The organism is Bacteroidia bacterium, assembly GCA_041391665.1.
GTDB lineage: Bacteria > Bacteroidota > Bacteroidia > J057 > J057 > JAGQVA01.
The window spans coordinates 557,617-578,947 of sequence record JAWKNO010000003.1; the positions used below are offsets into that span (position 1 = coordinate 557,617).

A 21,331-nucleotide genomic window follows, 5' to 3' on the forward strand; every position below is an offset into this window, starting at 1 on the left:
AAAGAATTAAATATAATCATGTAAAAGTAGTTGCCAAATAAGTGGAAAATATTTCCCTCCCTGTAATCAGATCGACTGGAATTTTTTATACAACCAACTGATAAAAAGCAGGTTCACGGAAACTCCTATACCCGAGTAAACTATCATTTTTGTGAAAATTTCGATACTCCCAAAAGCCTTATATACCCAGTAAAAGGGAATGATTCCTCCGGCATACTCCCAGTCCGGAACGGCAAAAATAAATACCAGCGGAAGCATAGACAGGAAATTCAGCCCTTTTAAAAAAGTAACACCTTCTACTTTATTTCTCGCCAAAGTAATACAGAGAAGTGTAATCAAAGGAGCCGTCAAACCCGTTTGTAAAGACAATAAAACAGCATTAAAAAAATTAACTCCGGCAGTTTCAGAAAATACAATCGTAACCCACGAGGCGAAAAACCCTAAAAGAGTGATAAACAACAGCCGGAATAAAATAAATGTTCCTGACGAAACCGGCATTACCCGAAGTACTGTAAACAGGTTTTCATCCTTTTCATCCAGCATAATCATCGAACTTAAAAATGCCGGCCCGGTAACACTCACCAGACAAAGTATAGCCAGGACATACAACCGGTAGTCTTTTATGAGCGGGAAATAATTGACTGTCAATGGGAAGCCAAACCGCATAAGAACCGCCATAATTACCGGCAAAAAGCAGAAAATAATCAGCACCTTGTCCCGGAAAATATTCCGGATATCATTGCGGACAAGTATGAGGAAGTAATTCATATCATTTTATTTACTGAAGATCAGTTGTATTTAATAAATGCCTTTTTCGCCTGAATAAATAATATCCATATCCACGGAACAGGATAAAACACAGCATATAAAATATCTCCGGTTTGGGAGAATCCGGTAAAAGCTGCTTCGAATAAATTTAAAGCAGCCTGAGTGGGAATAAAATAAAGTAACCAGCTGTCTGTCAGGTGGAAAAAATTTAACAAAGGAAGTATTAGCGGTGTAAGAAAAAATGGCAGGATCATTAAATACTGATTCAGTGTGCGGACACGCGACACGCCTATATACCCGATTAATAAAGCTAGAAAGGAAGAATAAATAATTCCCAGTAACAAGTACAAATAATTAAAGTCCCAGCCATGGGCAATAATAGCCATAATAAATCCTGCGGGAATAGAAATCAGGGTTAGAGAAAAGGCTTTTGCCCAGATATAAACAGATGGTTTTAAGGGAGTTATGACCAGGGCCTGAATGGTGTTTGCACCTTTTTCAAATAAGACCAATACACCGATAAACATAAACCCCAGCATAGCAGGATCAGAAAATATCAACGTAATTAATATTTTTTCATAGCCCTTCATGGGTAAAAAATAAAAAATCGCGGCATAACTAATTGTAACCAGTGCTGTAATTGTCACAATATGGTACCGAATCTGAAGTCTCAGTTCCCATCCGATGGTATTAAGGAGCATTTTCATATTAGTCTTTTTCCCGTTACCTGAATAAAAATATCCTCAAGTGAAGCCTCTTGTGAGTGAATGGATTCCAGCGGATGTTTTTGTAATATCTGCTGAAAACCTGCATTTAGCGCAAGGTTTTCCAGTGGAAAATCTTCTTTTTGCAGACTTCCATTTCGGTATTCTACTGTGACCATTTTTTGTCCGTAATCCATCCTGAGCTGGCGCGGGGTATCGATTGTGCGAATTTCCCCATCAGAAATAAATGCCACCCTGTCGCATAGTTCATTTGCATCTTGCATATTATGTGTGGTCAGGAATATGGTTTTCCCCAATACTTTTTGCTGAATAATGATATCTTTCATGATCCGGGCATTGTAGGGATCGAGGCCGGAAGTGGGTTCGTCAAAAAATAAAACTTCAGGATTGTGAAGGAGGGCGCGGATAAAATTCAGCCGCATCTTCATGCCTTTGGAATATTCCTCCACTCTTTTATCAGCATCAGGATCAAGTCCGACCATTGCCAGCAATTCCATCGGATCGGCAGTTTTGCGTTTATAAAAAGAGGCAAAAAAAGCCAGATTTTCCCGGGCGGTAAGTTTGAGATAATGGTTGGGCAATTCGAAACCCACGCCAATATGCTCGTAAAATGTGTGATCCCACGAAGGGAGCGGCTTGTCGAGAATGGAGATTTCTCCAGAGTAGCCACTCAGCAGGCGTATCAAAATTTTCTGAACCGTGCTTTTCCCTGCACCACTTGGGCCCAGAAACCCCAGGATTTCCCCTTTTTTTAAGTCAAAACTTATGTTTTTGACAGTAGGCGCTTTATTGCCACGGTAGGTAAATTGAAGATTATTTACAGAAATCATAGCGAAGATGATTAAAAGCGACTGACCAGTCGCACGATGGTCAAAAAATATACGCGACTACCCAGTCGCAGGTTTCAGGCCATGGACAAGAATTTCGGTGAAGGCCCTGACCGTATCCATAATTTCTTTTTCAGGAACCAAAGCCGTAGGATTTTCGTTGATGATTTTTTTATGAGGGTGAATGCCGTGTTTGGTCAGCAGGAAGTCATATACTCCCAGTTGAACCTGAAAAACAATAAAAGCAATCACCTCTTCGGAGACATCCGCACGGATTTTGCCTTTTCCCTGAAATGATTTTACCATTTGCCTGATGATTTCCAGAATACGTCCCTTTACCTCGATCATCGAATCACCAAGGTCTTCACTATACCCTTCCAGATTTACATTGTAGAGAAATTGCCCCACGACGGGATTGTTCAGATCAAAAAGAATTCGCTGGTAGAAATTTTCATTCAGCAACTCCTGAAAATCTTCACTTTGGGCAAACAGATTTTGCACCTGTTTCATGCGCATTTGCATACCATGATCCAGAAGATGGAGGTACAGGTCTTTTTTATCTTTAAAATAGCGGTAGAATCCTCCTTTGGAAAGATTGAGGCGACGTACGATATTGGACACCGAAGCGCCCTGATAGTCGCGCAAAGCAAATTCTTCAAAACATATTTGCAGAATTTCCTCCCGGCGATCTTCAGGCAAGTTGAAAAAAGTTGAAAGTGGCATAATAAAAAGCGACTACCTGGTCGCAAATATATAAAATTTTACGGAATTATAAACTTATTAAGCAAAGGATTCACACAGAAGACGCAAAACACTTCTTAGCGACCTCAGCGTGAACGGAAGAATCTGTGATCGGAGATCCTCTCTCTGTTTTTTGACGCAGAGTCCCGCAAAGGAATCGCAAAGTTGCGCAGAGGGTATCATTCCCAAAAATAATAAGACAGAGATTCCAGGATTTTTGTTTTTTTGGAGAAAAGCTCTTCCGATGAAAAAATCAACTTCCCCCCTGTTCCTATTTTGCGCCCTGTTCATCCTGATCTCCTGCCAGTCGGGCCCTTCGGCTGAAATCGTAGTAAAAGCTGGCGAAAAAGACCTTGTGCCCTCTCCTCTATTTTTTGACATCCCTGCGCAGTTTGCTGCCTGGGAATACCTTGTGCTGGAAAATGCCCAATCCGGAGTAAAAGTCCCCGCGCAGCGGCTGGACGGACGTGCAGTTTTTATTCCCGAAACAACCCTTAAGGCAGGAACAGAAGCGAATTATCATTTGCGACCTTTGAGAGAGGGAGAAACATTCGCAGAAGTGGAAATTAATACCAGCGATGATAAAATTACGGTTTCTTATTCTGACAAGCCTGTATTGAGTTATCAGATATCCACTATTTTTCCTGCTGACACCCTTCCTGCCTATTATCAGCGCAGCGGGTTTATCCACCCCATGTATGGACCCGATGGAGCCGTACTGAGCGATGACTTCCCCAAAGGCCATACCCACCAGCATGCGGTATTTTTTGCCTGGGTCAATGCCTTCTGGCAGGGGCACAAAACCGATTTCTGGAACCAGCAACACGGAGAGGGAACCGTGCGAAACAGCGGAGTGGGAGAACATACCTCAGGCCCTGTTTACGGGCAGTTTAAGACCCAACAGGAACATCTGGGTATTGTCGAAGGAGACACAACGGTGATCCTGACTGAAACCTGGGATATAACCGTCTATGCCCTCAGCGATTATTTTATATGGGATATCACCTCGCACCAGGAGTGTGTAACCGACAGTCCGCTGAACGTGGCAAAATACCACTACGGCGGCATGGGTTTTCGCGGTTCGGAGCAATGGAACCCCGTCGCGGGCGAAGGATTTACCGCAAACTTTCTGACCAGCGAGGGCAAAACGCGGGCAGATGGCAACCACACCCGCCCCGACTGGGTGGCCATGTCGGGTACGATCGACGGCAAAACCGAGGGTTTCGCTGTGCTGGATCATAAGGACAACTTCCGTTTTCCGCAGTTTGTGCGCCTCCACCCCGACATGCCCTACTTTTGTTTTACCCCCATGGTGGAAGAGGGATTTTACATCCGGAAAGGTGAACCCTACTCCTCCAGGTATAGAGTTGTCACCTTCTCAGGAGTGCCGGATAGAGAGTTGTTGGAGAGCCTGATGGTTGCCTTTAAAAGGGAAGTAACAGTTGTGGTTAAGTGAGAAGGTTTTCAGAAGGTGAGGCGGCCGAGGCGGTAATAATCACCGTTTTTGAATATCATTATTCCCTCGGAATATTCTTCGGAATAAACGGTCTGATAGACTTGTGATGGGTCTGTGAAAAATCCGTCTTCAACCGATGAATAAATAATTTTGCTGGTATAGCCTTCACCTGGCTCTCCCAGACATACAAGTCTGACCGCCATTTTTTTTAAACTTGTGCTATTAAATGATTTTTCGGGTGAATAGCTGGAATTCAAACCCGGGTTTTCCGGGTGCGCTGAAATCAAAAGAAATATCTCCCTGGTGTTCTCCAAAAATCCATAGGATAGCCTGCCGCCTCTGTAAAAGAACTTTTTACGTGGTTTGGGAATAAAGGCAGTTCTGCTTAGTTCGCCCTCCGGGGAAATCTCTAGCACAATACCCTCAGATGCAGCAATTTTATCTTCGCCCTGATACATGTTTTCGTTCAGTTCGCCGAAGAAAACACCATGCGGCGATTTTGTAAAATCATTTGGAAACAAAGGTCCTTCCCAAAGGTTATTTTCGCCTGTATCTTCCGGCAGGCCACTCAGCGTAAATAAGTTAGTTGAAAGGGGATGATATTTCTCTGATACAATTTTTCCGGTTTTTGGGTCAAAAGAGTGATACACGTAGCCTTTGATCTTTTTAAACGCCCCTAATTTCCAGTAGCCTATACGAAAAATAGAATCCTCGTGGGAAAGATCTGTCAGGAGAATATCAGACCACTTTTCTTTCAGTTCAAAGTTCTTTTCTTCAGGTTTTTCATTAAGTGGATTCACGGTATAGTACCTGAGGTTACCCCTGATCGAATCCTGTACTGATCCTGAATCAGTTTTTCCGCCAATGACTACATTTCCATCCTCTCTGATTCCCACATCTGCCAGTTCCCATTTATTGGAATGTACAGGCAAAGTTATTTCAGCCTCCCATTGGTCCTCAAAATCCGTGGCAAGGACAGATAACCGGATAATGGGCTGTCGCAGCCTCCTTAGAGGAGTGTTATAGATCAGTATTTTCGAACCATCAGGAGAACTGGTAATTCCAAATCTAATATTTTCAAACTCCGGGCGGTGAACATAACTACAATCCCAGATTTTCGTTCCTTCTTCGGGTATGCTCAGCGGGTTTGTGATTACTTCTCTTAAATGGAGTTCGTGTCGTTTCTCTTTTCGGTTATCTTTATATGAGAGAAACACAAATTTTCCGTCGATTATCCAGCAATCAATAAAATCCTCCTGATCTTTTCTGATACCGATGATAACTCTTTTACTTTCAATAAATTCCAGATCAGGAGATACGTACTGAAGTATAAACCCTGTGGAGGGGTAATTACTTCTGTAGGTATAAACATTCTCAGGCAAACTCCATGGATAAAGCAAATACCCCATTTCATTGTTACCCACAATAACGGGGTTCTTCATGCGATAGCTTTCACTTACTTTAAAAACCGGCCCCATTTCCAGATCAGGCAACTGAGCGGGTAGTAAACGCCATCCCCCCGCGACAATCGCAATAAAAAGCAGGTACTTTTTCATGACAAAAAATATTAAAAAGAAATCTGTCCAAGACGGCGGTTGTTTTTTCTTCTGTCTTGAAAAAATACAACTGCCTCATGCTGGGAAACCTGATAGGTAGTAGTTGAAAGCGAAATTGACTGGGCATCCCCCAGGTTAATAAGCTCACTTCGGAAGGTTTCTCCCTGGGAATTCAGGGTTACGAGCGCCAGAATACGTTTTTTGGGTTCTCTGTCTCCAAATACTTGTATCCTATCACGAGATCCTGCAGTGAGATTATCTATATGATCGTTAAATACAAAATATAGATTAGAATTATTCCAGAATATTCCATACGAAAGAAAATAGAAATCATAATTGATGGCCTGCCTTTTGCGGATCATTTCAGCATTCTCAATAGTACCTTCAGGAGAGATGAAAATGACAATAATATTATTCCGGTAAAAAACAGGGATTGTTTCCCTGGTTGACGAACTTACATAGCCCCCATTTGGACCCGCAGAAGTGGTAGTTTTAGTGGTTTGACGATCAATTCTAAATTGTTCTTCTGCAACCAATACCGTTCTTCCGTCGCTCAGTGGGATCATTCTCCTGAAAACATAGTCGTAAAATATCCTTTTTTCTCTCGGTTTTTGAGGGGTATCTTCTTCATTCAAATCGTCATCGCCTCCAAACAATGACTTCCGAAGGTCAGAATAACTCTCTTTCATTATTTTATTACTCACCGGATCAACTGCCAGATAATAAATACCTCTTACTTTAGTCGCATCTACTTTTTCGGAATATGCTCCTGCACAAACAATCTGCCCATTCTCCATTGGCTCAATATTAACATCAATCAGGAATTTGTCTTCCAGATCAATCGTCAGCTCTGATGGGGTTTGCTTGTCAGATTCGAGGATAAGGATTTTAAAGTTGTAATTGGGTTTCCGACCTACCGATTCGTCCTTTTTCTCAAAATAGTTTTTCCCCAGAATATAAACCTTACCGCTATTATCTACGGAAAAGCTCAAAACGGAGAAAAGTTCTTCCTGATAGGGCAACACAACTTCTTTTGACCAGAGCAAGCTCATATCATCGGAAAGTACTTTTAAAACAAATTTCTCCGGCAATCCTTTTTTCTGAGGAAGTTGTCCCACAACAAGTATCCGGGAAGTATCTGCAGAGTTGACAAAATAATACCACATAAACCCCTTGAAATTAGAACTTTCAAAGGAAACCTTGCCCAGGCTTTTTCCTTTAGTGGGAACGGCCAGTGTCTTTTTATTCATCTCACGAACAAACAATTCAGACCTGCCTTCCGTTCGTTCATTGAATACAGAAAACAAAAATATCCTACTATTTAGCATTAGCGCCCCCATCGCTCTTTCGGGCCTGCTTTTGGTTCCAAGTCCGATTTCGGCTTTTTTTTCCAGTTTGAGGTCCTTTCCAAATTTTCTGAAAGGAACAGATTTTCTAGCATAAGCGGCTCCTTCATATTTAGTTATTTCCGAAAAGTTACCCAGGCGATAAGGAGACTGATACACATAATAACCTGTTTCATCAGCACCGATAACCTCAGGATAGGTAGCTATGCCATAAATCGTTTCATTGTATTTGGGGCCCAGGCCAAAACCCTGCGCAGAGGAAAAATGCCATCCCCCCGCGACAATCGCAATAAAAAGCAGATATTTTTTCATTGTAAAAAATATTAAAAAGAGATACGGCCAAGACGGCGTTTTTTATTGAATTGAAAAAACAAAACTGCCTCATGCGGAGAAACCTGATAGGTAGATGTCGGAATCGCGACTGACCGGGCTTCTTTAAGTGTCGTGAGTTGGCTTCGGAAGATTTCTCCTTTGGAATCGAGGGTTACAAGTTCCAGAATATATTTTTTGGCCCGAACCGAACTTCCAAAAGGTCTTATTTTATTATCGGATTCCGCATCAAGGTTTTTTATATGATCGTTAAATACAAAATACAAATTGGAATTATCCCGGAATATTCCATAGGAAAGAGAAATGAATTCATTGATGGAATGCTGCCATTTTCGGATCATCGAGGCTTTTTCGATTGAGCCGTCAGTGCCGATAACAACTACAATAATATTATGTCGATAAAAATCAATGTAGTGTTGAGTGGTTGTAGAAGTCACAACTCCCGCATTTGGAGCCTTGGTGCTGGTAGTGGTGGTGGTTGAGTTGTAAAATTCGTATTGTTCTTCCGCAACTAATAGAGTTCTTCCGTCGCTCAGCGGGATCATTTTTCTGAAAACATAATTGTAAAAAGCCCTCTTATCCCTCGGTTTTTGGGGTTTATCTTCATCATCCAGGTCGTCATCGTCTCCAAACATTGACAAACGCAGGTCGGTATAACTCTCCTTTATTATTTTATTACTTTCAGGATCAACCGCCAGATAATATATACCTTTCACTTTGGTCGCGTTTATTTTTTCGGAAAAAGCTCCTGCACAAACAATCTGCCCATTCTCCATTGGCTCAATATTAACATCAATCAGGAATTTGTCTTCCAGATCAATCGTCAGCTCTGATGGGGTTTGCTTGTCAGATTCGAGGATAAGGATTTTAAAGTTGTAATTGGGTTTCCGCCCTACCGATTCGTCCTTTTTCTCAAAATAGTTTTTCCCCAGAATATAAACCTTACCGCTATTATCTACTGAAAAACTCGAAACGGAGAAAAGTTCTTCCTGATAGGGCAACACAACTTCTTTTGACCAGAGCAAAGTCATATCATCGGAAAGTACTTTTACCACAAATTTCTCCGGCAATCCCTTCTTTTGAGGAAGTTGTCCCACTACAAGTATCCGGGAAGTATCTGCAGAGGTAACAAAAAAATACTGCATAAACCCTTTAAAAAAAGAACTTTCAAAGGAAACCTTGCCCAGGCTTTTTCCCTTAACGGGAATGGTCAGCGCCTGTTTGTTCATCTCACGCACAAACAATTCCGACCTGCCTTCCGTTCGGTCATTGAATACAGAAAACAAAAATATCCTGTCTTTCAGCATAAGCCCCCCCATCGCTCTTTCGGGCCGGTTTGGGGTTCCAAACTGGATTTTGGCTTTAGCTTCCAGCCTGAGATCCTTTCCAAATTTTCTGAAAGGAACTGATTTTCTGGGGTAGATATAGTTTTCGGTTTTGTTTCTGTCCAAATAAGAACCATAATAAAAAACATTCTGGTACACATAATAACCGCTTTCATCAGAGCCTAAAATCTCAGGTGAGGTAATTATGCCTTTAATGTTTTCCTTGTATCTGGGCCCCAGGCCAAAGCCCTGCGCAGAGGAAAAATGCCATCCCCCCGCGACAATCGCAATAAAAAGCAGATATTTTTTCATATTTCTGGATTTTGGCAAAAAATAATACCTGCATTTTTCTTTTCAAAAATAATCTACCAAAAAAATGAGGCTACCCACATGCAGGGACAGCCTTCTAGTGAAAAAAGAGCGGAATTGTAAAGTGATTGGGAGAAAGTAATCTTTCCGAAGCGAAGCAGAAACCATCTGCATAGGCAGACTCAGAAAGGCCTCACAAAGGGCACAAGGAAACTGCGCTTTGTGGCCCTCGTGGCTTCCTGATGTCCTTGGTGGTTTATCCCAATAAGTTGATAATTCCGAAAAAGAGAATCAACCGCGAATCCGACTGAGTAAACAACCTTAAAAATCAATATTAAATCCCAATCCAATATTTAGGGACATTGTTTTTGATTTAGGATAAAAAAAGAGATTTGACTCAAGCAAAATATCCAGGCTTTCTGTTAAAATAAATCCATAAGTGCCTTCTGCAATTATAGAATAATCTAAAAAGGTATTATAGGCAAAAACAGGAATTTCTAAGTCATTAACATTACCAATACCAATAGGAAAATGAGCCTCAGCTGCTATGATCGAACCGATCTGCTCCGAATGATCCCTTCTATGAAGGCTAGTGCCTGCTCCAATTTGTCCAAAATGCCTATGTTTTTGAATTATTTTATAATTTAATGCCAAATAGACAAACAGGTCATCATAGCGATTTCCTTTGTCGGAGATGTCAATGTTTGGAAATGCGCTATTATCCCAGCCAAAAAAACCAGTATCTTCTATCGGAACTGGTTGATTTTTGTTTCGGATCAGTGTATTACTTGATCCACTTTGATAAATAGCAGATTGTGATTCAGACATAGCGTGCCCTAATCCACATTTAATAGAGAACTTATCTGTAAATCGATTATATATATAAATCGACTGTGCAAATCCTTTCGCTTTTACATTAAAATCTGAACGTACCCCCATTGTGCCACCAATCCCCACCTTTTGGGCTACTGTTGATATCGGTGAGATAGCGATCAGGCTTAAAGAGATTAAAAAAAGTTTAAATTTTTGCATGGATTCCAATTGAAATATTGTAAAAAATGATGGAACTACGATGGCTCAACAGAAGGTTGTTCTCACTAACTCCGAATGTTGCTAAAAACTTATTAAAATTGTAAGAGTATTCAATTTTTATACAATCACCAGGGGTCAAACTATTGAATTCTGTATTCAATGCAACAAAAGTACCCTCATAGACACTCCCATCATCCAAAGTTATATCTGCAGGATAATAATCCCTCATCCAATTATGTGATTCATAGGTTAGACTGCCACCGACAAATAATCCCAAAGCATGTCTTTTGAACATAAGAGGGTAAAAGAGTACGCCAAAATCCCACGGTACACTTAGTGTTTTAACCGTGTAGCTCGGGTCAAGATCCTTTAAACCAATAGACGTTATTCTATCTCTTTGTATATCGTCAAGGAACGGACTTTTACTATCCCGAACAATAATATTTGCCATAATCCTCCCATTTGCATCATCATACAGATATGAATCCGGCATTGAGCGATAGAAAGAGGATACCTGGCCCCTGAGAGCAATCCTTTTATGGATGGGATGGGTATAAGCAATACCAATAGTAGGCAGCTTTGATAAATTTATCCAACCATCTTCATATCCGCGCCCAATTATTATCCCTAATGTTTTTCCTCTCTCTTCTATTTGCGTATTCTGGGAGAATACATTTCCAAAAGGAGATAACCAAAATAGACAGAAAACTTGCAGTAAAATGCGATTTGTCATAAATTTAATTTGATTCTACTATATGAAAGATATCTGGCAGCTATATCTTTAAAAACTCAAAGCCGGACACAAACACCTGGCCCTACCCGAAACTTTGAAAGGTAATTAATTTCCAGTAACAAGTCTAATTCCCCGAAATGAAATTATTGCTATTTTTGAAAGGTTTGCATTTTGGCGGAAATGACATTCGAAGAACTCGAACAGATGGCAGCAAAACTGACCACCGATCTGAAATCACTGAAAAATATCTACCAAAAAAATGAGGCTGCCCCAAAATTGAGGCAGCCTCTCAAGTGAAAAAAGAAAATCAACCTATAAACCGAAGGCGTAGTACCGGGTGCCAGGATACCCTTCATATACACCTTCCAACATCACTCCACCTTTTTTACCCTCCAACGCTTTTTCCACTTCTTCCACACTACTTACTTTTTTTCCATCTATTTTTGTGATCACAAATCCTTCCTCTATTCCGGTATATTTTCTCAGTTTGCCCGGATAAAGTTTGCTTACTCTCACGCCTGAGTCTATATCCAGTTTTTTCAGATCCTCTTTCGATAGATTTTGAAATTCGGCCCCCAACAGAGAGGAGATCGTCGCTTCCTCTTTCTTTACCACATCTGTATTACCTTCGCGGTTTTTGAGCGTAACCGGGATGTCTTTGACTTTCCCGTCTCTGTGAACGGTCAGATTTACCTGATCACCCGGGCGAAGTGTACCGATTGCCACCTGAAGTTCAGCAGAAGTTTTTACAGTATGGCCGTTTACAGCTGTGATGACATCTCCCCGTTTGATTCCCGCGTCAATGGCAGATCCATTTTTCATCAGGCTGTCTACATATACCCCATCGTTGAGGTCAAGTGATTTCTCTTTGGCGAGGTTGCCGTCCACATTGCGGATCATCACGCCGAGGAAACCACGCTGAACGGTTCCGTATTTGAGCAGGTCTTCTATGATTTTGCCTACGAGGTTGGAAGGTACAGCAAATGAATATCCGGAATAAGAACCTGTCGGGCTGGCGATCGCTGTGTTGATACCGATCAATTGTCCGTCGAGATTGACGAGCGCACCGCCGCTGTTACCGGGGTTGACCGCTGCATCGGTCTGGATGAATGACTCTATCGCCGACTGGTCTTTGAGGATATTGATGTTACGTCCTTTGGCGCTGACGATACCTGCTGTAACGGTTGAGTTCAGGTTGAATGGGTTACCAATAGCGAGTACCCATTGCCCGACTTTTACATCATCAGAATTTGTCATGGGCACAGAAGGAAGATCATCGGCATCAATTTTCAGTAACGCAATGTCTGTGGAAGGGTCAGTGCCGATCAATTCTGCCTTAAACGTACGGTTATCATACAAGGACACTTCAATATCATCAGCGTCTTCGATCACGTGGTTGTTGGTAACAATATACCCCGAACCTTTGATGATAACCCCAGAACCCGTTCCTACCCTGGGTTGGTTTTGCATTCCTCTTTGATTGCCCCAAAAGTCGTCACCAAAAAAATCTCTGAAAGGGTCAGGAATATTCATTTGTGGCTGGGAAGACCGGGATTGTGTAACCGTAGATTTGATGTGCACCACGGCTGGCATAACCTGCTCAGCGGCGGCGGTAAAGTCCATCAAACCATTGGAACCCGTAGAGGATTGATCGTATCTCGCAGAAATTGCGGGAGAACCAGATGTATGCTCAATGCGATATATATTCGCATCTTTTTTGTCTAAAGCCTTAAAAGCACCTAAAGTGATGGCACTTCCTAACATGGCTGATAACACGATAGCTGCAAATTTTTTCATTGTTGATTTTCAGATTTGTATTTGATTCCTTAAAATTCGGCCCAGAAACGTACTTTCGCACAGTTTCTGTTTTAGAATGGTTACGCCGACATTGCCTTAATAGTTTGTTAGGGCTTTGTTAATGTTTTGTTAAAGCAAAAAACTGTGTTTATTGCGGTTCGAAATTTTACTTTTAGGTCCTCCAACATTTTAATGATTTAGTATTATGAGACTTCGGGTATCTTCCATTGACATCAGCATCAACAAGCTACGGCTGGAGGAAATGTTTGAAGAATTTGGAGAAGTTTCCTCCATCAGGTTCTTGAAAGGAATTACCGGCGAAAGTATCGCATTTATTGAGATGCGGCGGGAGCAGGACGCTTATGATGCCATTGAGGGCCTGAATGGTCATTTGGCGGGAAAGCTCAAGCTCAAAGTTGAAATCTCCATGGATCATGTTCAGGTCAAAAATCGCCCTGCCGTCATCATTCAGGATGACGATGATGAGGACGAAGATGACGACAGCGGAGAAACCACCGGCGTAGAAGCGACCCCTCCGCCCGTCGGTGACGACGATGAGGATGCCATCGACGATGACGTTGAAGAATTCCCAAAATCGAAAGATGATGATGACGACGAGGATGATGACGATGATGACGACGACGACGACGATCTGGATGATGACGACGACGACGAGGATTGACCCTGGTCTCAAACTGAAAGGCTGATCGTTGAATGATCTTTTGAGATAGGGGTAAATATGCTTATCTTGAATGATTAAATGAGGATTCTGTGAAGGAAAAAACGATCTATTTCCCACATTCTCCTGCCATCGATCAGATTGGCACGGAGGAACGGGTTGCAAGACTGAGCAGCCGCAGTATCAAAAACGACTCAAAAAATGAGGCGCTAAAACTTTCTCTTAGCATGCTGGACCTGACTACCCTGGCGGGAAATGATACCCCCGGAAAAGTCAGGCAGTTATGCTATAAGGCTGCGCACGTCCACGATGCATTTCCCGGCCTTCCCACTGTTGCCGCCATTTGTGTTTATCCGACCCTGGTAAGCACGGCAAAAAAAGCTTTACAGGGTACTTCGATCAAAGTAGCCGCTGTGGCGACCGCTTTTCCCAGCGGGCAGGCCTCTTCTTCGGTCAAACTTGAAGACACCCGCTTCGCCGTAGGCGAAGGAGCCGATGAGGTTGACATGGTCATCTCCCGTGGCCGTTTCCTTCAGGGAGACTATCAGTTTGTCTTCGACGAAATCGCTGCCATCAAAGAGGCCTGCGGTGCGGCACACCTCAAAGTGATCCTCGAAACCGGTGAACTCAGCACCCTCGACAATGTGCGCAAGGCCAGCGATATCGCCATGGATGCCGGAGCAGATTTTATCAAAACCTCTACCGGCAAAGTTCAGCCCGCAGCAACCCTCCCCGTTACCCTGGTAATGCTGGAAGCCATTCGCGACTACTATTACCGCACCGGCAAAATGATCGGCATGAAACCCGCCGGTGGCATCAGCACCGCAAAACTTGCCCTCCAGTATCTGGTAGTACTCCGGGAAACCCTTGGCGAAGCCTGGCTTACCCCAGACTTTTTCCGCTTTGGCGCCAGCAGCCTCGCCAACGACCTGCTGATGCAGATCGTCAAACAATCCACGGGCGTTTATCAATCTCTCGACTATTTCTCCAAAGACTAAATTATGGCTTCGACTCCCCGTCTCAATTTTGATACCCGGTGGGAATACGCGCCCGCACCGGAAAGCAGCGACCATATCCACTTGCTGCCACAGTACAACCACTTCATCGGAGGGAAATTTGTGCCGCCTGCTGAAGGAGGTTATTTCCCCACCTTCAATCCCGCCAACGGCAGGATCATCGCCAGTATCGCCGAAGGCACTGCTGCCGACATAGACCATGCCGTACAAGCGGCCCGAAAAGCCTATGATAAATACTGGTCGCGAATGGCACCCGCAGACCGGAGCAAATATATTTTCCGGATCGCCCGAATGCTTCAGGAACGGGCCAGAGAATTTGCCATCATCGAAAGCCTCGATGGAGGCAAACCCATCAGGGAGTCTAAAAGTGTGGATATTCCGCTGGCAGCCGCACATTTTTTCTACTATGCAGGATGGGCTGATAAACTAGCATACGCATTCCCCAACCGGAGACCAGGTGCATTGGGAGTAGCCGGACAAATTATTCCGTGGAATTTTCCCCTGCTCATGGCAGCGTGGAAACTCGCACCCGCGCTCGCCTGCGGCAATACCGTTGTACTCAAACCGGCAGAGACCACCCCACTTACCGCGCTTAAACTCGCCGAACTTATCCAGGACGCAGATCTGCCCCCCGGCGTGGTGAATATCGTTACAGGTGCAGGCGCTACCGGAGCAGCCCTTGTCAATCATCCCGGTGTAGATAAAATAGCCTTCACAGGCTCGACAGAAGTTGGCAAAATCATTCAGCGTGCGACGGCTTCTACCGATAAAAAAATCACCCTCGAACTTGGCGGCAAAGCAGCCAATATCATCTTTGAAGATGCACCCCTCGACCAGGCAGTCGAAGGAATTATCAATGGAATCTATTTCAACCAGGGCCACGTCTGCTGCGCCGGTTCGCGGTTGTTTGTGCAGGAATCGGTAGAAGAAATTGTCGTGCAAAAACTGAAAGACCGGATGGAAACCCTCATCGTCGGGGACCCACTGGACAAAAATACCGACATCGGCGCCATCAATTCACGCGCACAACTCGAAAAAATAGAAGCCTATATCGAACTGGGCAAAAACGAAGGCGCAGAATTTTACCAAAGCAATTGCCCTGTTCCGGAAAATGGCGGAAACTGGTGCCGCCCTACCCTGTTTTTGCATGCTTCACAGTCACACCGGATCGTACAGGAGGAAATTTTTGGCCCTGTACTGGCCGTGCAGTCTTTCCGGACAGTAGAAGAAGTCATTGAAAAAGCCAATAATACCTATTATGGCCTTTCGGCCGGCGTATGGACAGACAAAGGCTCCAAAATTTTCAAACTTACCAACCAGATGCGAGCAGGGGTAATCTGGGCCAATACGTACAACAAATTTGACCCAACCGCTCCTTTTGGCGGATATAAAGAAAGTGGATTTGGCAGGGAAGGTGGGCTGCATGGATTATCTTCCTACCTCAAACTGAACTGATATGGCAAAAACAAAAACCACTGCCAACGGCAAAGAAACAGCGCATCAGGAAGAAACCCAGCCTGCGAAAGAACATCTCAGGCTCGATGTGCAGAAAACCTATAAACTCTATATCGGCGGAAAGTTTCCACGGACGGAGTCAGGGCGTTTTTACAAAGTAGAAAACCCGGAAGGTATCCTGCTGGCAAATCTTTGCCAGGCGTCGCGAAAGGATTTTCGCGATGCAGTAGTCAGTGCCCGAAATGCCCAGCCCGGCTGGGCTGCCCGCTCGGCCTACAATCGCGGGCAGATCATCTACCGCATGGCAGAAATGCTGGAGGGGAGAAAACAACAGTTTGAAACAGAACTGGTTGCGCTGGGCCAAACACCCGAAAACGCACGAAGGGAAGTAGAAGCGACCATAGACAGACTGGTCTATTATGCAGGCTGGACAGACAAATACCAGCAGATTTTCAGCGCAGTGAATCCGGTGGATTCTTCACACTTCAACTTTTCGGTGCTGGAGCCCATGGGCGTGATTTCTGTATTTGCACCCGAACCCCCCGGTTTGCTGGGATTGATTTCAGCCATCATTCCCGCCGTTGCGGGCGGCAATACCGTAATTGTCCTTGCATCCAATGCCGCACCTACATCTGCGATTTCCTTTGCGGAAGTACTCCAGACCTCCGACCTGCCGGGAGGGGTGATCAATATACTCACCGGATTCAAAAAAGAGCTGGTTTCTCACTTCTCCAGTCATAAGGATGTAAATGCCATGATTTACTGCGATGAAAACCGGGAGATGCTTACCGGCATTCGCGAGCGGGCAGCAGAAAATCTCAAGCGGGTAATTGCCTGGCAGCAGGCGGACTGGTTTTCACAGGAAGCCCAGGGGCCTTACTTTATCAGCGATACACAGGAGACAAAAACAACCTGGCATCCCATCGGACAGTAAAATTTGCAGATGCTATGTCCATAACCGACCGATTATCATCTTCGTTGGGCAGAAAAGATGAAGTTCCCAATCAGGAACTCGCGCAGGAAATCGCAGAAAATGAAGACCTCGCTGCGATCAAAGAACTGGTGGAAAATCTTCACCATAAGGATAAGTCTATCCAAAGCAACTGCATCAAAGTCCTGTATGAAATCGGGGAGAAAAAGCCGGTGCTGATTGCCCCTTTTGCAGACGACCTCATCACACTGCTCGACAGCAAAAACAATCGCCTGCAATGGGGCGCTATGACAGCGCTGGATGCAATTGCAGCTGAAAGCCCAAAGGCTGTTTATGAAGCCTTACCCAAAATCATCGCCGTAGCTGACAAAGGCTCTGTGATCACCAATGACCACTGCGTCGGAATTTTGATTAAACTCTGTGCCGTGAAAACGTATGAGGCAGATGCTTTTTCCCTGCTTATCGAGCGGCTGATCAAAAGCCCGACAAACCAGCTGCCCATGTATGCCGAAAGAGCTCTGCCCATTGTCAATGCCAACAATAAATCGCGCTTTATCGATACGCTTTCAGGCAGGTTGGGGGAAATAGAAAAAGACGCCAAACGAGTCCGGGTGGAGAAGGTGATAAAGCGGGTGGAAAAATATAAAAAATCGCACCTTTAAGACAGGAAGTTTTGTGAGAGATGAAATTCGTGGATTGTGAGAAAAAAGATGGAAGCGAAATTATATAAATCAGTATTAAAAAGCTTAAGCCTGCTTCCTGAAGCATACCTTGTTCAGGTGAATGCTTATTTAGAAAACTTAAGAAGTCGGATTTCACATAAAGAAAAAAACCTGTTAGCGATTCTTGCCCTGGCAGGGAGTTGGTCTGATATGCCTGAGTCAGATTTTAATGATTCTTTAAAGGAAGCCAGAGAAAGCGGTAATGAGTTGTTTGGCCGTGAAGTGGAATTATGAAACAGTAATATCAACGAGTTCCAAATCACCCACCCGGTCAAAATGTTTTCTATTAATGGTTGCTAGTTTCATGTTATTTTTAACTGCAGTTGCGGCTATTAATATATCAGGTATATCTATTAGTTTATTTCGGGCTTTGAGTTGTTTGAATATTTTTACAGCAAACGCATCCGTTTCACTATCAAAAGGAAGAACTGAGATTTGAGAGAAAAAACTTTCCCAAAATCCTAGTTGGTCAGTAGTACTGCCAGAAAAAATCTCATACTCTGTTATTACAGATACTGCAAAGATCTGATATGTTAAAGTTAATTTGTAAAAGACTGTATTTTCCTTCTTTTTCTTCCGGAAAAAATCAATCAGAATAGACGTATCCAGACAAATTATTTCTTTCGCCATTGGTTGAACATTTTCCTGTTTTCCACAAACATTTCATACTGCTCATCGGACATAGTAGGGGCCGTCAATAAAAATCGCTGAAAAGCAGAAATATCCTCATGTGGTTTTTCTTTTTCAAGAATACCTTTCGCATCTACCAGCAGCCTGGCGATCTGATTAACCGGTAATTGTCTGATAATTTCAATTACCTGCTCGTATGCTATTTTTATTTTCAATTCCATCTTTAAGTTTTGTTAGCATCTATGAGCTTAAATTTCTCAAAATTTACGAGGTTTTCCAAAATTACTTCTGATAGCCTCTATTGATTCCTCCGCGCCCCCACGCAGCATTCCTCCCCTTCCTTCCGTCATAGGAGAAAATCCTAATTCTCCAAAACCATGAACAAGCTAACCTTTATTTCTCTGTTCGCACTTCTGACTTTTGCTGCCTGTAAAGTGGCGCCGGTTGTACCTGACCCGGCAGAAAACAAAGACGCCGTCAATTTTGCCGCACCCGCAGTAGGGCAAAAATCCCTTTTCCTCCACTACACCACCACCTGCCAGCAGCTCAATAAAGATTTTGTATTTACCGGCGATACCCTCATCCTTGAAGTCATCGAAAAAAGCGGCCAAATCCACCTCCGTGAATCACTTACCCCCACCTCTCCCATGTATGTGAGCGGCGCTTTTCAACAACCCATAGAATACTCCCTGACCAGCGCCGGTGATTATGCGCTCATCCCCGACCGGTGGAACTCTGCACTGTTTTATTTTTATGGAAATGATACCCTGAGGCTCAATTACCCGACCGATGTCACGCTTGTCCAGAACGACTGCAAGCTCATGCTTTCCGGCGATCCCTTCATCGGTGATGAGGTGGGTTTTGTCAAATCTTTTGCGTTTGGCGACATCCGGCAAACCGACAAAACCGTCGTTTCCTGTATTCCTGTCATGCTTCAGCTCGATGCCTACCTCATCAGCGACGCCCGGCATCTCTACATGAGCCACACCGTCATCGACGATATGGGCCCCAACCATGCTAAGGTGCAAGGATGGGTTGGGATATAAGGAAATTTCGTATCTTTGTGATGTGGAAAAACAGCGACCGATTACCGACTGGTTGCCCATCACTGCGAAGGAAGTTCAGCAACGCGGATGGGAAGAACTGGATGTCATTTTGATATCCGGTGATGCATATGTAGATCATCCTGCCTTTGGCCCGGCGGTCATCGGCCGTATCCTCGAACATGCGGGGTATCGCGTGGCGATCATTCCCCAACCCAACTGGCAGGACGACCTCCGCGACTTCAAAAAATTTGGGCGCCCAAGGCTGTTTTTTGGCGTTTCCTCCGGCTGTATGGATTCGATGGTCAATCACTACACCGCCAATAAACGCCGCCGATCCACAGACGCTTATACTCCCGGTGGAGAAGCGGGCTTTCGCCCCGACTACGCCGTCAATGTCTATACCCGTATCCTTAAACAGCTCTATCCCGATGTGCCGGTGCTGATCGGTGGCATTGAGGCTTCGCTGAGAAGGGTTTCTCATTACGATTATTGGGCAGATAAACTGTTTCCCTCCATCCTCGAAACCAGCGGCGCCGATATGCTGGTCTATGGCATGGGGGAACAACCGCTCAATGAAATCATGAAATTGCTGGCAAAAGGGGTTCCATTCAACTCCCTGAGAACCATTCCCCAGACCGCTTTTCTGGCTGAATCGGCAGATAAAGTACCCAAAAACAAAAACTGGACCGACGTCGAAATCGCCTCGCACGAAACCTGTCTGGAAGACAAAATCCGCTACGCCGCCAATTTTAAAATCATCGAGCAGGAGTCCAACAAAGTGCAGGCGCGGCGCATTCTTCAGGGGATAGGCGAAAAAATGCTGGTGGTCAATCCGCCCTATCCGCCGATGGTGGAAAACGAAATTGACGCTTCGTTTGACCTTCCATTTACCCGCCAGCCACACCCCAAATACAACAAACGCGGCACCATCCCGGCCTATGAGATGATCCGCTTTTCGATCAATATGCACCGCGGATGTTTTGGCGGATGCAGTTTCTGTACGATCTCAGCGCATCAGGGCAAGTTTATCGCTTCGCGCTCGAAAGAGTCCATCATGAAAGAGGTGGATGCAGTGACGAAAATGCCCGACTTCAAGGGCTATATCAGCGACCTGGGCGGCCCTTCGGCCAATATGTACAAGATGAAAGGCAAGGTACAGGAAATCTGCGACCGTTGCAGCAGTCCGTCTTGTATTCATCCTGTGGTTTGCCACAACCTCGACACGAGCCATAAGCCCCTGACCGAAATCTATAAAGAAGCGGCGGCACACCCTAAGGTGAAAAAAGCATTTGTCGGCAGTGGAATTCGTTATGACTTGTTGACCAAATCCTACAACAAGCAGGGCGACGCGGACGATATCGAGGACTACATGCAGCAACTGGTAAAAAACCATATTTCAGGCCGGCTGAAAGTCGCGCCGGAGCATACCTCCGACGATACGCTGCATATCATGCGGAAACCGCCGTTTAAACATTTTCACGAGTTTAAGAAAAACTACGACCGCATTAATGAGGAGAACGATATGGAGCAGCCCTTGATTCCGTATTTTATCTCCAGTCATCCCGGTTGCAAGGAACAGGACATGGCCAATCTGGCTGCTGAGACCAAAGACATGGGTTTCCGGCTGGAGCAGGTACAGGGATTTACCCCGACGCCGATGACCGTTGCGGAAGTGATTTATTATACAGGCGTACACCCCTATACCCTGAAGCCCATTTACACCGCCAAAACCGAGGAAGAAAAACGCAACCAGCATTTATTTTTCTTCTGGTACAAACCCGAAAACCAGGCCAAAATCAAGGACAAACTCCTACGGCTTGACAGGCGCGACCTGGCGGAGAGATTGGTGGGGAAGAAGTAAGGGGAATAGAAACAGAGAATCTTTGTGCCTGATGTGTTTTATGCTA

At 44.3% G+C, this 21,331-nt stretch carries 21 protein-coding genes; 9 read left to right on the forward strand and 12 right to left on the reverse strand.

Annotated elements, in window-relative coordinates:
- Window positions 1-66 precede the first annotated feature (66 nt).
- Genes R3D00_25040 through R3D00_25055 form a run of 4 tightly spaced genes read right to left on the reverse strand, consistent with a single transcriptional unit; the run spans window position 67 to window position 3,019 of the window.
- Entirely contained in the window at window positions 67-768 is a 702-nt protein-coding gene (locus tag R3D00_25040) for a hypothetical protein (protein ID MEZ4776466.1), read from the reverse strand.
- A 20-nt stretch (window positions 769-788) separates the two neighbouring features.
- Window positions 789-1,475, reverse strand: coding sequence for a hypothetical protein (locus tag R3D00_25045; GenBank protein ID MEZ4776467.1), 687 nt, complete (start codon window positions 1,473-1,475; stop codon window positions 789-791).
- Window positions 1,472-2,323 carry an ABC transporter ATP-binding protein gene (locus R3D00_25050; GenBank protein ID MEZ4776468.1) on the reverse strand — a complete coding sequence of 284 codons (852 nt, stop codon included), beginning with the start codon at window positions 2,321-2,323 and terminating at the stop codon, window positions 1,472-1,474. Before R3D00_25050 ends, R3D00_25045 begins: the two co-directional genes overlap by 4 nt.
- Window positions 2,324-2,380: 57 nt before the next feature.
- Complete coding sequence (locus tag R3D00_25055) at window positions 2,381-3,019, reverse strand: TetR/AcrR family transcriptional regulator (protein MEZ4776469.1); 639 nt, start codon at window positions 3,017-3,019, stop codon at window positions 2,381-2,383.
- 286 nt (window positions 3,020-3,305) lie between these two features.
- Between R3D00_25055 and R3D00_25060 the strand changes: the two genes are divergently transcribed.
- Window positions 3,306-4,517: a PmoA family protein gene (locus R3D00_25060; GenBank protein ID MEZ4776470.1), complete on the forward strand. Its 1,212-nt coding sequence runs from the start codon at window positions 3,306-3,308 to the stop codon at window positions 4,515-4,517.
- Between the two features lie 8 nt (window positions 4,518-4,525).
- Here R3D00_25060 and R3D00_25065 read toward each other — a convergent pair whose 3' ends face one another.
- From R3D00_25065 to R3D00_25090, 6 genes are all read right to left on the reverse strand, one after another.
- Window positions 4,526-6,073, reverse strand: coding sequence for a hypothetical protein (locus tag R3D00_25065; protein MEZ4776471.1), 1,548 nt, complete (start codon window positions 6,071-6,073; stop codon window positions 4,526-4,528).
- An 11-nt stretch (window positions 6,074-6,084) separates the two neighbouring features.
- Window positions 6,085-7,731 (reverse strand): hypothetical protein, encoded by a 1,647-nt coding sequence (locus R3D00_25070; GenBank protein ID MEZ4776472.1) that lies wholly within the window; start codon window positions 7,729-7,731, stop codon window positions 6,085-6,087.
- Between the two features lie 11 nt (window positions 7,732-7,742).
- On the reverse strand, window positions 7,743-9,386 hold the full coding sequence (locus R3D00_25075) for a hypothetical protein (protein ID MEZ4776473.1): 1,644 nt from the start codon (window positions 9,384-9,386) through the stop codon (window positions 7,743-7,745).
- A gap of 318 nt (window positions 9,387-9,704) precedes the next feature.
- Complete coding sequence (locus R3D00_25080) at window positions 9,705-10,415, reverse strand: hypothetical protein (GenBank protein MEZ4776474.1); 711 nt, start codon at window positions 10,413-10,415, stop codon at window positions 9,705-9,707.
- Entirely contained in the window at window positions 10,402-11,148 is a 747-nt protein-coding gene (locus R3D00_25085) for a hypothetical protein (protein ID MEZ4776475.1), read from the reverse strand. The genes R3D00_25080 and R3D00_25085 overlap by 14 nt, the downstream gene beginning before the upstream one ends.
- 312 nt (window positions 11,149-11,460) lie before the next feature.
- On the reverse strand, window positions 11,461-12,945 hold the full coding sequence (locus R3D00_25090; GenBank protein MEZ4776476.1) for a Do family serine endopeptidase: 1,485 nt from the start codon (window positions 12,943-12,945) through the stop codon (window positions 11,461-11,463).
- A gap of 205 nt (window positions 12,946-13,150) precedes the next feature.
- Between R3D00_25090 and R3D00_25095 the strand changes: the two genes are divergently transcribed.
- The 6 genes from R3D00_25095 (at window position 13,151) to R3D00_25120 (ending at window position 17,982) form a co-directional block, all read left to right on the forward strand.
- Entirely contained in the window at window positions 13,151-13,627 is a 477-nt protein-coding gene (locus R3D00_25095) for an RNA-binding protein (GenBank protein MEZ4776477.1), read from the forward strand.
- An 89-nt stretch (window positions 13,628-13,716) separates the two neighbouring features.
- Complete coding sequence (gene deoC, locus R3D00_25100) at window positions 13,717-14,622, forward strand: deoxyribose-phosphate aldolase (GenBank protein MEZ4776478.1); 906 nt, start codon at window positions 13,717-13,719, stop codon at window positions 14,620-14,622.
- Window positions 14,623-14,625: 3 nt separating this feature from the next.
- The gene (locus R3D00_25105) at window positions 14,626-16,095 is read left to right on the forward strand and encodes an aldehyde dehydrogenase family protein (GenBank protein ID MEZ4776479.1); all 1,470 of its coding nucleotides are present in this window, start codon (window positions 14,626-14,628) and stop codon (window positions 16,093-16,095) included.
- A 1-nt stretch (window position 16,096) separates the two neighbouring features.
- Window positions 16,097-17,029 (forward strand): aldehyde dehydrogenase family protein, encoded by a 933-nt coding sequence (locus tag R3D00_25110; GenBank protein MEZ4776480.1) that lies wholly within the window; start codon window positions 16,097-16,099, stop codon window positions 17,027-17,029.
- A 14-nt stretch (window positions 17,030-17,043) separates the two neighbouring features.
- Window positions 17,044-17,688 (forward strand): hypothetical protein, encoded by a 645-nt coding sequence (locus tag R3D00_25115; protein MEZ4776481.1) that lies wholly within the window; start codon window positions 17,044-17,046, stop codon window positions 17,686-17,688.
- Window positions 17,689-17,724: 36 nt separating this feature from the next.
- Complete coding sequence (locus R3D00_25120) at window positions 17,725-17,982, forward strand: hypothetical protein (protein MEZ4776482.1); 258 nt, start codon at window positions 17,725-17,727, stop codon at window positions 17,980-17,982.
- Here the strand turns inward: R3D00_25120 and R3D00_25125 are convergent.
- Complete coding sequence (locus R3D00_25125) at window positions 17,977-18,378, reverse strand: type II toxin-antitoxin system VapC family toxin (protein ID MEZ4776483.1); 402 nt, start codon at window positions 18,376-18,378, stop codon at window positions 17,977-17,979. The two genes, R3D00_25120 and R3D00_25125, sit on opposite strands and share 6 nt — an antisense overlap.
- Window positions 18,363-18,599: a hypothetical protein gene (locus R3D00_25130; protein MEZ4776484.1), complete on the reverse strand. Its 237-nt coding sequence runs from the start codon at window positions 18,597-18,599 to the stop codon at window positions 18,363-18,365. The genes R3D00_25125 and R3D00_25130 overlap by 16 nt, the downstream gene beginning before the upstream one ends.
- Window positions 18,600-18,755: 156 nt before the next feature.
- On the opposite strand from R3D00_25130, the gene R3D00_25135 reads away from it, so the two are divergent.
- Window positions 18,756-19,424 carry a hypothetical protein gene (locus tag R3D00_25135; protein MEZ4776485.1) on the forward strand — a complete coding sequence of 223 codons (669 nt, stop codon included), beginning with the start codon at window positions 18,756-18,758 and terminating at the stop codon, window positions 19,422-19,424.
- A 22-nt stretch (window positions 19,425-19,446) separates the two neighbouring features.
- Complete coding sequence (locus tag R3D00_25140; protein ID MEZ4776486.1) at window positions 19,447-21,285, forward strand: YgiQ family radical SAM protein; 1,839 nt, start codon at window positions 19,447-19,449, stop codon at window positions 21,283-21,285.
- Window positions 21,286-21,331 lie beyond the last annotated feature (46 nt).